Below are 15,040 nucleotides of genomic sequence, written 5' to 3' on the forward strand. Positions count from 1 at the left end.
AGGTGTACATTTTAGGAGTTTTGGATGATGAAATCACCCTTATTGCTTTGTGAAAAACATGAGTGGCAGGGTTATTGGTGGCTACCAGAGAACCCTAGAAATTTAGTCCCGGGGGTCCTTAAATACGACGGTAAAGGCAAGATATTCCTTGAACTAATTGGTAGCTTTAGTGGATTTAACTATTCCGATGGAAATCTGTATATCCCAGGCTTGGAGAATTGGGGTATTGTTTATGGAACTTCTGGGAATAGTGAAATTACTCTATTTGGGGTTTCTACTACTGAATCCAATGTGAGTTTCTCCGGAAATCCTGGTGCAGTACTTCAGGTTGCGGTCGTAGATAGAGCGATTGTTGGCGCGCATATTCTGGATAAAGAGGATAAGATTTTTAGTGGATTCGAAGTAGGTATAGAGGATTTAAATCTTTGGGTTAAATCATCTAAATCTGAATTTAAATATGAAGATATTGATGAAATCGGAGAGAAAAAATGTGGAATTTCATTATCTGTTAAGCCGATGCCGGCTGCTGTGGTGAGCGGTAACTTATATAATATTATCCACTCTTTTTCACCGGGTAAGATTGAGTATTTAGCAGGAGAGACGGTTGGTACCATTAGCGATAAAGTTTGCATGAAAGTTGACTATGTTGATTCGAATAATTTACAGAAAGTCTTAGAAGAAGTTGGAATACTTCAGAAATTAATCTCGTTCGCTGTCTCTCGTTTTGTAGGCATTATTTCACTTCGTCTCTATAGCTCTGAAGGTGAAAGTTCGGACCAAAGTCAACCTGTTGATGTTCTTTATTCTCTCTCCAATGTCGGTTGCACTGATTCTAAAGGGGCGGATTCTCAGAGTGTTCTTTTTACATGTGAGCTTGTTTCAGTTGATAAAGTTCTTCCTCTTTGGTATGAGCTATATGGCCAATTACAGAATGCTGCCAATGAAATTTTGAGTCTACATTATTCCCCTAAGATATCTGATAAAAATGCGCTTCTGACTGCCGTTAACTCAGCTGAGATATTGCATTTTAACTTGGAGAAGCAAGGAAAAATATCAGAAGTTGAAGAGATGGCTGAATGTCAGTCGGATCGAGAGTCTCGGACTGAAAAATCAGGTGAAAAAGATGTCGAGAATCAGAAAGAAGGAGTAGCATCTGTGCCTAAGGTAAATAAAGGCAGGAAGCAAAAACTTCTAAAAGTTCGTCTTAAGGAGCTTGCAAATCGTATTGGTGAAAATATCATCTCTTTAGTGGTTCCTGATGTCGAATATTGGGCAGAAGCGGCTGCAAAATCGCGCAATAAGATTTCTCATGAGGGGCATGTATTACATTATGATGAGAATGCGCAGAAGGCTATTATTTTAGTGACTACGTGTGTTGTGCTTTTAAATATCTTGAAAGAGCTTGGATTTTCTTCTGAAAATCAGATGAATATTGTAAGGGGCAATCCAGGTATGCGGAGAGCTTTTTATAATGCTCAGTTGTATCTTATGCCTCCAAAAGAGGAAGCTGATGAAAAGAGTCATGAGGATAGCCAAGTATGATGGCGACGTGATGGAGTTCCGCTTCAACGTCTAAGCGATAAAACATAAAAGCGGAGCCCCGCACTGTACACACAGTGCGGGCTCCGCCCTATTAACCCTCGCGCGCTACAGCAGGCAGCCGCCGGGTGTAAGCCTTATCGGCCGGGATTAGTGGTCAGCACCAACCATAACGTTGGAAGCCTTGATGACTGCGTACGCGGTCTCGCCAACCTTCAGACCCAGTTCCTTAATGGACTCGTTGGTAATCGAAGCGGAGATAACAACCTCGGGAGCAATCTCAATCTTAACGATGCCGTTGGTTGCACCCTCGGTGATCTCAACAACCTTGCCAGCGAACTGGTTACGTGCAGAAAGCTTCATGAAGCCGTGCCTTTCACTCAATAAACGTACAAATGCTCTAGATACTTTACACGCCTTATCTTCTGCATAATGAGCAAAAACCCGATTTTTCGTAAATATTACGCACGAACCATGCAAATTTTATTTTCGGCTTCACCCACGCCCCGAACCCACTCCAAAAGACCGGTAAAAACCAGCCCCACACATGCGGTTCGCACCCGCCAAATGGTATAGTCGGCACGAACGCGAGAATCCTCGCAACCCACCACCGTCGCACCTCCGCCCTCGCTGACGCGCGCCCATACGCCGCAGCACCACCGCCCAACGCCGCGGTAACTAGGTGCAGGGGAGCGGCGCATCCGTACAGCTCGAAGAAGGAACCATGAGCGAAAACCTCAACGAAATCGAAGCACCCGCCTGCCCCGAATGCAGCGAAAACTACACCTACGAGATGGGTGAACTCTGGGCATGCCCCATGTGCGGCCACGAATGGGAACGCACCGCAGCAGGCGAAACCGAAGAAGAAGCAGGCTCCAAGGTTCTCGACTCCGTCGGTAACGAGCTCGTCGACGGCGATTCCGTCACCATCGTCAAGGGCTTGAAGGTCAAAGGCGGCGCAGATATCAAGGCTGGCACCAAGGTGCGCGGCATCCGCCTGCTCGAATCCCCCGTGAACGGCCACGACATTGAGGCGAAGGTCCCCGGCGCAGGCCAGATGTACCTGAAGTCCTCCGTCGTGAAGAAGGCATAAGCCAAGAAGGCATAGCCCAAGGCGATATAAGCCAAGAAGACATAAAACGCCTCCTGTGAGGCGCAGAAAAGGCGGCACCTCCCGCACTAGCTCACGCTAGGGGAGGCGCCGCCTTTGTACATGAGAGACTCAGTGAGCCCTCAATAGCTCAGATTGTTACTTCCTGCCGGTCATGCCCAGGTACAGGGAGATGGTCAGCATCGCCGCGAAGATCGAAAGGATCCAGCGCATCCAGTCGATGCCTGCGGTGGCGGCGACGCCCAGCTGGGTTGCCGCCCAGTTGCCGACAGCCGCGCCGATAGCGCCGCAGACAATGGTCCAAAGAATCGAAATGTTCTGGCGGCCTCGCATGAAGAAGCGCGCAATCACACCGATAATTGCACCGGTAATAACCATAGTGATAAGAGCGTCCATCGTTGTCTCCAAGGGTCGTGCACCTGCCGCTGTGACAGGTTGGCTTTACATCAAGTGTAGGCAATGCCGGTTACGGGAGGCTTAACAACGGGTATGTTAAGGTGAACGGCACCTCGGTGTTTTACGTGTAAAACACCGAGGTGCCGTTGTTCTACGGCGAAGGTGCTACTTGGAGTGGCGCCAGATCTTCAGCGCGTTGCAAATCAGCGGCAACTGCAGGGGCAGGCGCGCATACGCGATAGCCTTACGCTGAGCGGACTGCTTGCGCGCATCCCCATATCTTAAAAAGGGAAGCGAGAAGGGGGCGGTGTTGCCGTGACAAGATCGGGTAATGGTGTAGCTTGGGATTCTCATATTTTTCTCATTTTGTGATTGTTCCGTTATTGGTAATAAGGTTTAAATATTTTGTGGCCTGGTGAGAAATATTTTAATTCGGCATAAGCGGATAAATATTTGCTGTATAATGTGTAACTATTGAAGGAGGATTTTATGGCAAAGAATGTTTTGGGGCAGTACTTTACCCCGTCCCATATAGCTCGAATTATGGTTGATTTAATTGAATCTCCCCGAGAAAGCAAAATACTTGAACCTTCCGCCGGAGAAGGGGTATTTTTGGATGTGCTTCACGAAGCCGGTTATTCGAATATTGAAGGAATTGAAATCGACTCTTCGCTGAAGCAAGATGTGATACATACTGTTTATCATGAATCGTTTGTTTCGTGGATGAAGGACGGGGAATACTCTGCCGTTATCGGAAATCCTCCATATATCCGATGGAAGAACCTTGAAGAATTCCAGAAAAACGAGATTAAAGAACATCCCTTGTGGGGTAAGCTATTTAACTCTTTGTCGGATTACCTGACTGTATTCATAGCTAATGCTATACGAAACCTTCGTGACGGAGGCGAATTAATTTTTATTACTCCAAGCTTTTGGATGCATACGCTCCACTCCGAGAATCTTCGGTCTTGGATGTTGAGTCAGGGGACATTCTCTCACATTATTAACTTTGGTGAGAGTAATGTTTTTCAAGGGGTTTCAAGCTCAATTATAATTTTTAGGTTTGTTAAAAATGCCCAGATTCAGGAAATTCAGTTTTATGAATATGGTGGCCCTCGAAAGGTTTCTGAGTCAATTAGTCTAAATGGTGATGAATTTAAGAAATTTATGATTCCTCAATTTACCGCTGGGGAACAATGGATTTTTGCTGACCGGAAAACTTTGAACGATATAGCCGAACTTGAAGACGCATGCACCATGATGACGGAGACCGATGATCTATTTGATGAGAAGATGCGGCGTGTGGCTTTATTGGGTGATTATGTGCATATTGCTAATGGAATGGTTTCTGGATTGGATAAAGCCTTTCGTTGGGATGCCCCTGTTGATAACTTGAACGAAGCTGAACAAGCAGCTTTGGCCACTGTTGTTAAAGGTAAAGATATTAAAAATGTTTACATGGAAGGAAGTAGCAGGTATATCGATATTCCGGAGGGCCTTACGGAATCTGACGTAGCTTCAAAATACCCCTCTCTGTATGAGCAACTAGTTTCTTATAAAGAGAAGCTGGTAGAACGTTACTCGTATCAGAGGTCTCTTCCGTTCTGGGAGTGGGCTTTTAAACGGTCTCAAAAGTATTTTTATACGGAGATTCCTAAAATTTTCGTTCCATGTAAGGAGCGTGTCACGAATAAAGAATCTGCACGGTTCTGCCTTGTTCCCGCGGGTGTTGTGGCAACTCAGGACGTAACAGCTTTCTCTCCTCTGGAGGGGACGAAGGAATCAATAGAGTATATCCTGGCTTACTTGGTTCATCCGCGTGTTACGGCTTGGTACAGATACAAGGGACTTATGAAGGGCGGAATCGCTGAATTCTCGGAAAAGCCCCTCGCGTCGATACCTTTCAGATATATCGACTGGGATGATGATGAAGATATCGCGTTCCATGACCTTGTAACGAATACAATTCGAGAAAGTGTATCAGAAAATGTAGCCTATGAGGAGATTATTGTGCGTATTATTAATTTGTTTAAATCAGTTAAGAATCGCAACATTCACTATGATACTAATATTTCAGAGGGGAGCTAAGGGTGACTCTTAAAATGCAGGATGTCGAAAAAGCTATTCGAGAATATTTTGTGAATCGAGGCTATATTGATTTAAATTTAAAGCCGAATCAGGAAACCTCTGGGCATAGGATAGCAACTCCTCTTGAAGAAGAGGTCTATAATGCTTTGTCGAAGACCTACCCTGGATTAGCCTTCAAGCAGCATGAAGCGGTTAATAAGTACCTCTCGGAGACTGTGGTACAGGGGAGAGTGCCTGATGGCTTTGTTTTTGGAAATGAAGCTGTCGATTCTTTGGTGAACCCTGGAAAAAAAGCGTTATCTAATTGGCCAGAAGAGCTGGTTCCGGGTAAGCAAAGCGATACGGCCGATATAGTTCTTTTTTCGGACTCTTCTCTATTTGATGGGTCGGCAGTTTTTCTTATTGACGTTAAAAGTCATGATTTGGGTAAAAGTGATCAGCCTCCAAATATCATGTCTGCTCGCAAACTGGCTAAGGTGGCAGAAATCTGCCTTTCAAAAAATATAGACCCTAACTTCTCTCTGTATTATATTGATCTCGGATACAGAAAGAAGGATGCTGGAGTTGTTGTAGAGGATGTTCGCATGGTAGATATGATGAAAATACCACCTCTTGACTATAACGGCAAAGGAAAACCTCTGTATATTAACTGGTCTGCGGCTATTCAAGTTCAGTTTAGGCCTTCTGAGGTATCTCAGGATTTCGAGTTAAGCCAAAAGGACTGGCTGGCAATTTTTATGAAGAATTATACTTCCCAGAAGAGGGATAGGATATATAAAGAGGTTCATGAACTTGGGGACCAGGAAAAAATGCTTGCTGAATATTATGCAAAAAATGGATATATTCTAGAAGCAAATAGAATTATCTCTGATAGGTTGGAAATTAAATCGCCCCAAGAATCCGTTGAAGGTGCGAAAAAATCTAACTCGCAACTTGGTCAAAATATTGGCGCAAGAAATGGATTGAATCAAATAAATCAACTGCGCAGACTGCAAAATGATAATAATTTACGAGGGGATTTATCTCTATAATTAGGACCACGAATATGGAGGGTGGCAGGTTGCTTAGAGCAACCTGCCACCCTCTAAAACACAAAATTAAATGTACTACTTGGAGCGGCGCCAGATCTTCAGCGCGCTGCAAATCAGCGGCAACTGCAGGGGCAAGCGCGCATACGCGATAGCCTTACGCTGAGCGGACTGCTTGCGCGCATCCAGAGCCATCTGAATATTCGCGGGGAACACCGCAACGAACAGCAGCGCGGCCAACAGACCACCGGCACGGCGGGTCTTATCGCTCGACAACAGGGCAGCGGTACCCAGCTCAGCCACACCGGAACCGTGTGTGTACGCATGCGGAGGGCCCGGCAGGTACTTCGGAATAATTGAATCGAAGGGCTCGGGGATAATGAAGTGCAGCGCACCCATCACGGCAAGACCGCGCGCCATACGAGTCGCCGAACGCTCGGCGCTGTACTCTTTCTTCTTAAAAATGCTCATGCCCCCAGTATCCTCTCCAACGAAGAGGAAACCGCTGACCTTCACGGCGAGTCCCGAAAATATCTACCCTCGGAAGGGGAAGCCCAGAAGCCACCGCAACCGGGCGAGGTCCAAATCCAACCCCTCAAGAGGAAAAGACCCGTCAAACAGGGTATGATGTGAAGCATGGCACCGCGTGCGGTACCGACCGACGAGTGGCTCCCCACGAGCCGACGCCGATCAGGACGGACCGGGTGCACCATACCAAAAATCAAAGGAGTAACCCCATGAAGAAGATTCTGTTCATCGCAGCACTCGCAGGCGCCGCATTCTTCATCTACAAGAAGAAGGCAGCCTAAGGTATCTCGCCCCGCAGGGCGTAATAATCCTAAGCATAAGAAGCCCGCCCCTCGAAACATTCGAGGGGCGGGCTTCGTCGTATCCGCAGAATTTACGGACGGAGCGGTGAACCTACTCGCCGCTGGGCGGAACCTCGCCGCTCATCACGACCTTATTCTGAGAAGAGCTCCACGTGAACGTAGCCGTCGTGCGGCCGCTCGCGTTGGCGGGGCTCTCATCGTCCTTCATATAGCGGTAGGTCACGCTAATCGAATTATCGGCGGTACGGGTAATGGAGGGCGAGAACGAGTAGGGCTCGTAGGTTGCCGTACCAATAAACTTGCCGTAGTGGAAGAGCAGGATGTGATGGGCCATCGAGGAAATGCAGCACTCGTCCGGGGAGGAGCCCGGAATCGCGTCAATCCAGGACAGCTCGGCGCAGGGATCAAAACCCTCGTACGTGCGGGAAACGTTCGTCCACTGGTTCCACTTGCTCTTGTTCTTCATATCGCTCAGAGCCTTCGAGACCGTGGACGAAGCCGACACGTTGGAGCAGCTGGAGCTCTTCTTATCGCCCGAGGAGTCAGACTTCGCGGGAACGGTCGTAACGCTCGGCTCGGGGTTCACCGTAATCGTCACCACCGACGGAGCCGGGGCGGGCGAAGACGCAGAGGCAGAGGCGGAGGCAGAAGCGGAAGGGCTCGCCGAAGCCGTGGGGAAGATAGCCGAGGCGGCGCTCGAGGAGGAGCTCGGCGAAGCCGAAGCGGATGCGCTCGCCGAGGCGGACGAAGACACAACGGTACCGGAAAGCGCCGAATCGGTGCTTGCCGAGCAGGACGAGACGGCCAGGGCCACGGCCGCGCCCAGGGCGGGCAGGGATAGAGCGGAGCGGGTCAAACGCATGGGGACTCCTCGCGCGATGCGGCGGCGCATCGCAAGCTGATGTATGTGAACAGTGAACTCGTCCAGTATAGAGAAAAAGACGCATTGACGTGGTGCGGGGCGTCAGCGCCGTTCATTACCGTAGCCTTTTTCCATTGCCGGTAGGCGGCAGAAAACCGGTTAGCAGACCTTATCGTCGGTCAGGTAGTGCACCAGCCAGGCGCGCCTCGCCGTCGCAATACGTGCCGTAACCCGCGGAAAAACCCACAGACTAATCGCGCCCTGAGCCCACAAAGTCAGCGAAAACAGCAACGGTTGGAACGCAACATCGTGCGGATCCACGCCGGGGTTGAGAAGGCGCGCGAGCGCATCCGCCAGGAACAATGAAGGGAACATGAGCGACATCAGCACCGTACCCAGCACCCAGCCCGGACCGAAACAGAGCAGAACCCAGCGGGCGCTCATCCGCAGGTTCTTACGGTGCGCCCAGCGGAACTGCCAACCGCGCAGACGGTACGGATAAATCACGCCCAGAATCGAGCCCAGGGACACCACAATAGCCGGCACCACAAAGAAGGACAGGGACATCATGAGCGTGGGGGTCAGGGTCTTGTCCTGACTGTGCAGAACCAGCGCCAGCAGGGTGCCGGAAACACCCGTGATGATGCCAATCGCAATAGCCTTTGTGCGCACGAACAGGTGCAGGGCGTGCGGGTCGCTACTGCGCAACGCACGCAGCGCATGCTCCTCGTCGTGACCCATCAGGTTTGTGGAGGTGACGTCCGCAACCATCCAGCCGACCATCACCAGGGCGAAACCGGCCGGGCCCTTAAACTCGCTAAACAGCCACGAACGCCAGACGTCCGGGAGCAGGTACCAGCAGATTGCCGCCAGCAGGGCGTTACACACAAGGGTCTGCGTTTCCACCGGGAGGGGGCGCGTGAACATGCGGCGCAGCTCGGCCCGCACGCTCGGGCGGTACGTATGCTGCGGATCAACGAGGGCACGACCCTCCACCCGCTGACGGCGCAGGTCCCGGCGGAGGGCCCTGAAATTCGTCACGGGGTGCGCCAGCGGCGCAAGGCGGGAAGATACGTGCCTCAAAATGCTCACCTGCCCATTGTAGAGGTGCCGCTGAGGCGAAGCGGCACCGCAGAAAATCAGCTATGCGGAAACTCCACCCACTAGAGCCTGCATCCCCTTGCACACCCGCCGCATCCGGGGGACAATGAAGGCATGGCTGAAGTAACTCTACAGAACGAACTCGTAATCCACACCAACGGCGACCTGCCCGCAGTCGGCGCAAAGCTGCCCGAATTCTCGGTTCTCGCGGCTGATCTCTCCGAGATCTCCTCCGCAGACTTCGCAGGTAAGAACCTGGTGCTGAACATCTTCCCCTCCGTCGACACCAGTGTTTGCGCAACCAGCGTCCGCACCTTCAACAAGCAGGCTGCAGGCCTGGAGAACACCGTCGTGCTGTGCGTCTCCAACGACCTGCCCTTCGCAATCGGCCGCTTCTGCGCAGCCGAGGGCATTGAGAACGTCGCGACCTCCTCCGCTTTCCGCTCCTCCTTCGGTGAGGACTTCGGCGTGAAGCTCGTGGACGGCCCCCTGGCTGGTCTGCTGGCACGCTCCGTGGTCGTCGTGAACCCCGCCGGTGAGGTTGTCTACACCGAGCTGGTTCCCGAAACCACCAACGAGCCCAACTACGAAGCAGCACTCGCCGCCATCAAGTAGTTTCCGTTTCGTTCGCCTCGCGAATGAGCAATTGATTCTCAACGCCCCGGCGCGCATACCCCTGGTTTGCGCCCGGGGTGCTTTAAAATAGTGATAACCGCCGCGCGATTATTTCTCTCGCGCGGTGCACGACACAACAGATACGAACGCTACACCGCACGAGTACGGTCTCACCCCACACATGCGGCTGGCGACAGCATTACGCTCCGCCCACCCGATATCACGGGTGGGCGGAGCGTTTTAACGATGCATTAGGCAGAGTGCGAAGGGCCGGTATGCCCCCCCGGTACCTAGCGCGTCTGCTCGGAGCCGCCGTCGTGGTCGGCCACAAGCATGTGCTCCGGCAGGGTACCGCGACGCTTTTGCACCGCGTAGCGAGCCACCAGCAGGCTTAGGTAGACGACCATGGACACCACAAGCATGGACTGCGGGGCGATCAGCAGGCCCGCGGCCGCGGCCACCAGCGCGATGACGGCGGTCAGACGGTCCTTCGATTCGCGGTACGCATCCACGGTCAGGATCGCGAAGAGCGCAGTCATCACAAAACCCAGACCCTTCAGCTCGCTCAGGAAGCTGACGCCCAGCACGTAGCCCAGCAGAGTACCGCAGATGACGGACACCTGCATGCCTGCGTGAATCCACAGGATGCGGGAGCCGCGCAGCGTGTGGCGGTCGGGGCCGCTATTGAGGACGTACGCCTCGTCGGTGAGCGTGTACACGCTGTAGAACTTCGCGAGAGGATGGCGCACACGCTCAATCGGGTAGGAAAGGCCGTACATGAGGTGACGCGAATTCACGAGCAGAGTCATGAGCGCAATCGACACCAGCGAAGCGTGCAGAGACATCATGTCCAGCAGCACGAACTCCACGGAACCGGCGAAGACAATGCCCGGCAGGACGACCGCCAGCCACATCGGGAAGCCGTAGCTGTGAATCACCACGCCCAGGCCGATACCCACGAAGAACAGGCCCGCCATGACCACGCCGGCGGTGCGCATCGCCTCGGCAAAACCGCTCACGCGTGGCTGCTGGGAGTCCGAAGAGTCCTTGGGTGCCTCGACCACGGGAATAACGCCGGTCAGCGGAAGGGCGGAGGCGATCACCTGATCCACCTGCTCCGGGCTTGCCTGGCTGGGTTCCGCCCGTTGGTGGGGTGCCTGCTGCTGCACGCTACGGTCGGGCGCGGTACGGTGGACCGACTCGACGATGGGGGCGGAGGCATCCGCCGGGTGACGCTGAGAATCCTGAGATGAAGTCATGACGCCCCCTAGAAAACCCAGTTAGCCAGCACAACACAGGTGACGGTACCCGCCACCATGCTCAGCACCATATTCTTACGCCACAGGTGCACACCCACGGTCACCACCAGGCCCGCCAGGTACGGTGCCGCCGTTTCAACGGAAGAATAATCAATCTTCGCCACCGCATAGATAGCAAGTAGCGCGACTGCGCCGAGCGGAATCCAATGGCTGAGTGCATCGAGCAGCTCGGAGCCGGCGAGCGCCTTCTTCAAACCGAAAGGCAGAAGACGCAGCATAAAAGTAATACCTGCAGCAACGAACACCGCAGTCAAAATATATCCGGCAGTAACTTCGCCGTTCATGAGGGTTGTCTCTTTCTGCACCACTCAGAAAACCCCGGAGGTGAAAGACACACGGTCGAACGGTTAAAGTCTTCAAAGCAACCGCCGAGAGCCGGGTCTGCCCGAGGAAACGGGGGAGTAGTGCGATAGGTACGTGAATAGATGAAAGCCGCGAACAACGAGGCGGAGGGACGTTCCTCCCGCATGAGACTAGTTTTCGGCGCGGGTAGTTGCGCGCGGCAGTAGTTCTCGTGCGTGACCTCGGGTGATGCCGCTCCCGGTGCGGTGTTACTCCGGGGCGGCACAGCGTTCTGCGTCGCTAGTTTCCTTGGCGGTGTCTTTCATCTGCATGTGGTACCTCAAATCTGTGGGCGGCGGCTCACGAGATGGCGCCGGGAAAGGCGAATCGCGGCCGGTTCCGCGTGAAACAGGAAAGAGAAGGGCGGGCCGAATAGGCGGCTCGCACTTTTTATATTAACGGTTTTCCGAGCCGCCGCGTAACACCCCGGCGGAACCCCCATTATCCTCGGAAGCGGACCCCGTTACTTCGCTTGTCTTCTGCTCCGAGTGGGCAGGCAGGGTGCCGCGGCGCTTCGCCACCGGGAAGCGCGCCAACAGCAACACCACGTACGAACCCAACGCCACCACCAGGAACGAGGAAGACGCAAAAATCAGCGCAATCGCGGCCGAAACCGCAACGAAGAGCGCCGTCACGCGATCCGGGTTAGCGCGGTAGCCGTCCATGGCGAGAACCGTGAAGATAGCCACCATCACGAAATCCACGCCCTTCAGGTCGTTTAGGAAGCTCGCGCCGAGTACGTATCCGAGCACCACGCTCAGAATCCACGACACGTAAATCAGCGTGTTAACCCACAGGATGCGGGCGCCGGAACGCTCATTGCGATCAGGACCGGAGTTGAGAGCAAACGCCTCATCGCAGAGAGTGTGGATGGCAAGGGCCTTGGCCCAGAGACCCTTCACGCTGTGTAACGGGTAGGAGAGGCCGTACACCAGGTGGCGAGCATTCACGAGGAACACGGTCAAAGCAATCGAGGCAACCGACGCGCCACCGCTGATCATGCCCACCATGAGGAATTCCACGGAACCGGCAAAAACCACCGCGGATAGCAGCGGCGCCGTCCAAATCGGCAGACCGTGCGCGTTGAGGATAATACCCAGACCCAAACCCAGCACAGCGATACCGAGCATCACCACGGAAGAATCCGCAACAGCCAAGCGGAAATCATGCTGCGAGCCTGCGCCCTTAAATCGAGTGCTCTGACGCTGAGCGCCCCGAAGCTTGGGAGTCTGTGCCATAAGTGGGTTCCTCGTATGCGTTACGTTCTACGAAATGCCTCGTCTGCCTGCAGACGGGCAAAGATAACGCCCGCCGCGGCTTTCCAGTGTATAGGAGCCAGCGGTTGACCGACGAGAAAAAGAGTCCGGGAATAAAATAATGAGAAACACGCTTATAGTGAATGACGCTAAACAACGCGGTACTGAATAACCTAGCGACCGTGCAGACAACCCGAAAGGAACCTCAATGACCGAGCAGAACAACGCTGAACAGAACAACGCCGTGCAGACTGCAGAAGAGCAGAAGAAGGTGTACTCGCGCCAGCAGGAACGCCGCGAACTCGACAACTACCGCCAGACCAAGATTGAGCGCATCGACCGCTTGCGCTACCGTGCCCACGGTGCCAACGGCGCAACCCTCGATTTTGGTGTGGGCGAGGGCCTGCTGACCCCCGTCGGGCTGCTGCTCGCCGCGATTGCCGGCTGCTCCTCCGTGGACGTGGACGCGGGCACCTCCCGCCGCTCCACCCCCGAGGTATTCGAGGTGCTCGCCTCGGCGCTGAAGCAGACCGAAGACGGCGCGGTGCGCCTCGACGACGTTGAGGTGGACTTTGATGTGCGATTCCCCGAGGATGAGCAGGGCGCCAAGGCCCAGAAGATGGTGGACCGCCTGATTCAGCTCAGCGAGCAGAAGGACTGCACCGTCTCCCGCACCGTGGAGCACCCCACGAAGGTTTCGTTCCACAACCTGGCGAACTAGAAAGGCTAGACGGACTAAACGCCCGGAGAGATAGCCTGACTTGAGGCCCTCCCGTGCCGCTCGTGATGGAGCGGCTCGGGAGGGTTTTTCTGTGTTTTTGTGGGTTTGGGGTGGAAAAGAGCCCGGAAAGCGGGTAGGATTGACCCTCAGATTAGGAAAACTTACGGTACGTAAGAAATCCTTAAGATTGAAGAATTTCTTGACCCAGGCACAAACCTTCGGCAGCCGCATCGACGGCAGGGCTAGACTGGACAGCACACAATCCCCCTAGCAAACGCACGAAGCAATAGCCTCAGAAAGAAGACCTGACATGGCACAGCCTACAGAGACTTCCGGCACTGCATCGGAAGCCACCCCCGCAGAGGGTGAACTGAAGCGAGGCCTCTCCGCCCGACACATGCAGATGATCGCAATCGGCGGCGCAATCGGCACCGGCCTCTTCGTCGCCTCCGGTAAGACCATCTCCACCGCGGGCCCCGGTGGCGCAATCCTCGCCTACGCCCTCATCGGCGTCATGGTGCTCTTCCTCATGCAGTCCCTCGGCGAGATGGCCGCGCACCTGCCCGTGCCCGGCGCCTTCCAGACCTACGCCGCGCGCTACGTGTCCCCGTCCTTCGGCTTCGCCATGGGCTGGAACTACTGGTTCAACTGGGCGATTACCGTGGCCGCCGAGCTCGTCGCGGTTGGTGAGGTGATGAGGTATTGGTTGCCGGACGTGCCCTCCTGGGTGTGGGCGGCAGGATTCCTCGTGCTACTGACCGGCATCAACGCCCTCTCGGCACGCTCCTACGGTGAGAGCGAGTTCTGGCTGGCCACCATCAAGGTCGTCACCGTGGTCGTCTTCCTCATCGCCGGTATCGCCATGATTTTCGGCATCCTGGGCGGTAGCTCCCCGGGCGTTTCCAACTGGACCGTGGGCGAGGCACCCTTCGTGGGCGGTGCCCCCGCCGTGCTCGCCATCTTCATGGTCGCAGGCTTCTCCTTCCAGGGCACCGAGATGATCGGTGTGGCAGCGGGCGAGTCTAAGAACCCCCGCCGCGACGTGCCCCGCGCGCTCACCAGCGTGTTCTGGCGCATCATGCTCTTCTACATCGGCGCGATGGTCGTCATCGGCTTCCTGATTCCCTACACCGACCCGAACCTGCTGACCGCAGCGGACGGCAACGTGAACATCTCCCCGTTCACCCTCATCTTTGAGCGCGCGGGCATCGCCTTCGCGGCGGCCGTCATGAACGCCGTGATTCTCTCCGCCGTGCTTTCGGCGGGTAACTCCGGCCTGTACGTCTCGGCTCGTATGCTCTTTTCCCTGGCGCAGGAGGGCAAGGCACCGAAGATGTTCACCCGCATCAACTCCGGCGGCGTGCCCATGAATGCGCTGCTGGCAACCGCAGCTATCGGCGCGGTCGGCTTCATCGCCGCGCTGCTCTCGCCGGATGGTGCGTACCTGTGGCTCGTGAACGTGTCGGGTCTGGCGGGCTTCATCACCTGGGTGGGCATCGCCGTGGCGCACTACCGCTTCCGCCGCGCCTACCTGAAGCAGGGCCACAGCCTCAAGGAGCTGCCGTACGTGGCGCCGTTCTTCCCCGTGGGCCCGATCATTGCGTTCCTCATGTGCCTGGTCGTGATTGGCGGCCAGAACTACGAGGCCATCATCAGTGGCGACTGGTTTGGCGTTCTGAGCTCCTACATTGGCCTGCCCGTCGTGGCGGCCGTGTGGCTGGGCCACCGCATCGTGACCCGTGACCGCCTGATTCCGCTGGAAGAAATGGACGTGAGCGGCCTCGAGGTTAAGGCTTCGAAGTAACGCGAACGATTGCGTCAGCTGATTGAAT

16 protein-coding genes are annotated in these 15,040 nt (G+C 54.5%); 7 read left to right on the forward strand and 9 right to left on the reverse strand.

All coding sequences use genetic code 11. The features are described 5' to 3' along the window. Positions 1-24 precede the first annotated feature (24 nt). A complete protein-coding gene (locus ADJ95_RS09225) occupies positions 25-1,542 on the forward strand; it encodes a HEPN domain-containing protein (RefSeq protein ID WP_152691681.1) in 1,518 nt (505 codons plus the stop codon). 147 nt (positions 1,543-1,689) lie between these two features. On the opposite strand, the gene ADJ95_RS01925 is transcribed toward ADJ95_RS09225, so the two are convergent. Beyond that, positions 1,690-1,902: a TOBE domain-containing protein gene (locus ADJ95_RS01925; RefSeq protein WP_005505155.1), complete on the reverse strand. Its 213-nt coding sequence runs from the start codon at positions 1,900-1,902 to the stop codon at positions 1,690-1,692. A gap of 361 nt (positions 1,903-2,263) precedes the next feature. Here ADJ95_RS01925 and ADJ95_RS01930 point away from each other — a divergent pair, with 361 nt between their 5' ends. After that, positions 2,264-2,632 (forward strand): zinc ribbon domain-containing protein YjdM, encoded by a 369-nt coding sequence (locus ADJ95_RS01930; RefSeq protein ID WP_005508467.1) that lies wholly within the window; start codon positions 2,264-2,266, stop codon positions 2,630-2,632. A gap of 156 nt (positions 2,633-2,788) precedes the next feature. Here the strand turns inward: ADJ95_RS01930 and ADJ95_RS01935 are convergent, their stop codons facing one another. Together ADJ95_RS01935 and ADJ95_RS01940 are read right to left on the reverse strand one after the other, a co-directional pair. Beyond that, positions 2,789-3,046, reverse strand: a complete 258-nt coding sequence (locus tag ADJ95_RS01935) for a GlsB/YeaQ/YmgE family stress response membrane protein (protein WP_049332035.1) — start codon at positions 3,044-3,046, stop codon at positions 2,789-2,791. 165 nt (positions 3,047-3,211) lie between these two features. After that, positions 3,212-3,400: a hypothetical protein gene (locus tag ADJ95_RS01940; protein ID WP_049332037.1), complete on the reverse strand. Its 189-nt coding sequence runs from the start codon at positions 3,398-3,400 to the stop codon at positions 3,212-3,214. A gap of 135 nt (positions 3,401-3,535) precedes the next feature. Between ADJ95_RS01940 and ADJ95_RS01945 the strand changes: the two genes are divergently transcribed. Both ADJ95_RS01945 and ADJ95_RS09090 read left to right on the forward strand, forming a co-directional pair. After that, positions 3,536-5,134, forward strand: coding sequence for an Eco57I restriction-modification methylase domain-containing protein (locus ADJ95_RS01945; protein ID WP_049332039.1), 1,599 nt, complete (start codon positions 3,536-3,538; stop codon positions 5,132-5,134). 2 nt (positions 5,135-5,136) lie between these two features. Then, positions 5,137-6,165: a HincII family type II restriction endonuclease gene (locus tag ADJ95_RS09090; protein ID WP_080974916.1), complete on the forward strand. Its 1,029-nt coding sequence runs from the start codon at positions 5,137-5,139 to the stop codon at positions 6,163-6,165. Between the two features lie 75 nt (positions 6,166-6,240). Here ADJ95_RS09090 and ADJ95_RS01950 read toward each other — a convergent pair whose 3' ends face one another. The 3 genes from ADJ95_RS01950 to ADJ95_RS01965 form a co-directional block, all read right to left on the reverse strand. Further along, positions 6,241-6,633, reverse strand: coding sequence for a DoxX family protein (locus ADJ95_RS01950; protein ID WP_049332044.1), 393 nt, complete (start codon positions 6,631-6,633; stop codon positions 6,241-6,243). 450 nt (positions 6,634-7,083) lie between these two features. After that, the gene (locus tag ADJ95_RS01960; protein ID WP_080974917.1) at positions 7,084-7,854 is read right to left on the reverse strand and encodes an LppP/LprE family lipoprotein; all 771 of its coding nucleotides are present in this window, start codon (positions 7,852-7,854) and stop codon (positions 7,084-7,086) included. Positions 7,855-8,013: 159 nt separating this feature from the next. Beyond that, on the reverse strand, positions 8,014-8,895 hold the full coding sequence (locus tag ADJ95_RS01965; RefSeq protein WP_152691682.1) for a hypothetical protein: 882 nt from the start codon (positions 8,893-8,895) through the stop codon (positions 8,014-8,016). A gap of 174 nt (positions 8,896-9,069) precedes the next feature. On the opposite strand from ADJ95_RS01965, the gene tpx reads away from it, so the two are divergent. Continuing rightward, positions 9,070-9,570, forward strand: a complete 501-nt coding sequence (gene tpx / locus ADJ95_RS01970) for a thiol peroxidase (RefSeq protein ID WP_049332052.1) — start codon at positions 9,070-9,072, stop codon at positions 9,568-9,570. 290 nt (positions 9,571-9,860) lie between these two features. Here tpx and ADJ95_RS01975 read toward each other — a convergent pair whose 3' ends face one another. From ADJ95_RS01975 to ADJ95_RS01985, 3 genes are all read right to left on the reverse strand, one after another. Then, positions 9,861-10,829, reverse strand: coding sequence for an AzlC family ABC transporter permease (locus tag ADJ95_RS01975; RefSeq protein ID WP_049332054.1), 969 nt, complete (start codon positions 10,827-10,829; stop codon positions 9,861-9,863). An 8-nt stretch (positions 10,830-10,837) separates the two neighbouring features. After that, on the reverse strand, positions 10,838-11,173 hold the full coding sequence (locus ADJ95_RS01980) for a branched-chain amino acid transporter permease (RefSeq protein WP_049332056.1): 336 nt from the start codon (positions 11,171-11,173) through the stop codon (positions 10,838-10,840). A gap of 453 nt (positions 11,174-11,626) precedes the next feature. Further along, positions 11,627-12,469, reverse strand: coding sequence for an AzlC family ABC transporter permease (locus ADJ95_RS01985; protein ID WP_049332058.1), 843 nt, complete (start codon positions 12,467-12,469; stop codon positions 11,627-11,629). 226 nt (positions 12,470-12,695) lie between these two features. On the opposite strand from ADJ95_RS01985, the gene ADJ95_RS01990 reads away from it, so the two are divergent. Together ADJ95_RS01990 and ADJ95_RS01995 are read left to right on the forward strand one after the other, a co-directional pair. Beyond that, positions 12,696-13,208, forward strand: coding sequence for an OsmC family protein (locus ADJ95_RS01990; protein WP_192830493.1), 513 nt, complete (start codon positions 12,696-12,698; stop codon positions 13,206-13,208). Between the two features lie 310 nt (positions 13,209-13,518). After that, a complete protein-coding gene (locus ADJ95_RS01995; RefSeq protein WP_049332060.1) occupies positions 13,519-15,012 on the forward strand; it encodes an amino acid permease in 1,494 nt (497 codons plus the stop codon). Positions 15,013-15,040: the final 28 nt, after the last annotated feature.

The sequence above is a fragment of the Rothia mucilaginosa genome (assembly GCF_001061665.1).
In the GTDB taxonomy this organism is placed as follows: domain Bacteria; phylum Actinomycetota; class Actinomycetes; order Actinomycetales; family Micrococcaceae; genus Rothia; species Rothia mucilaginosa_A.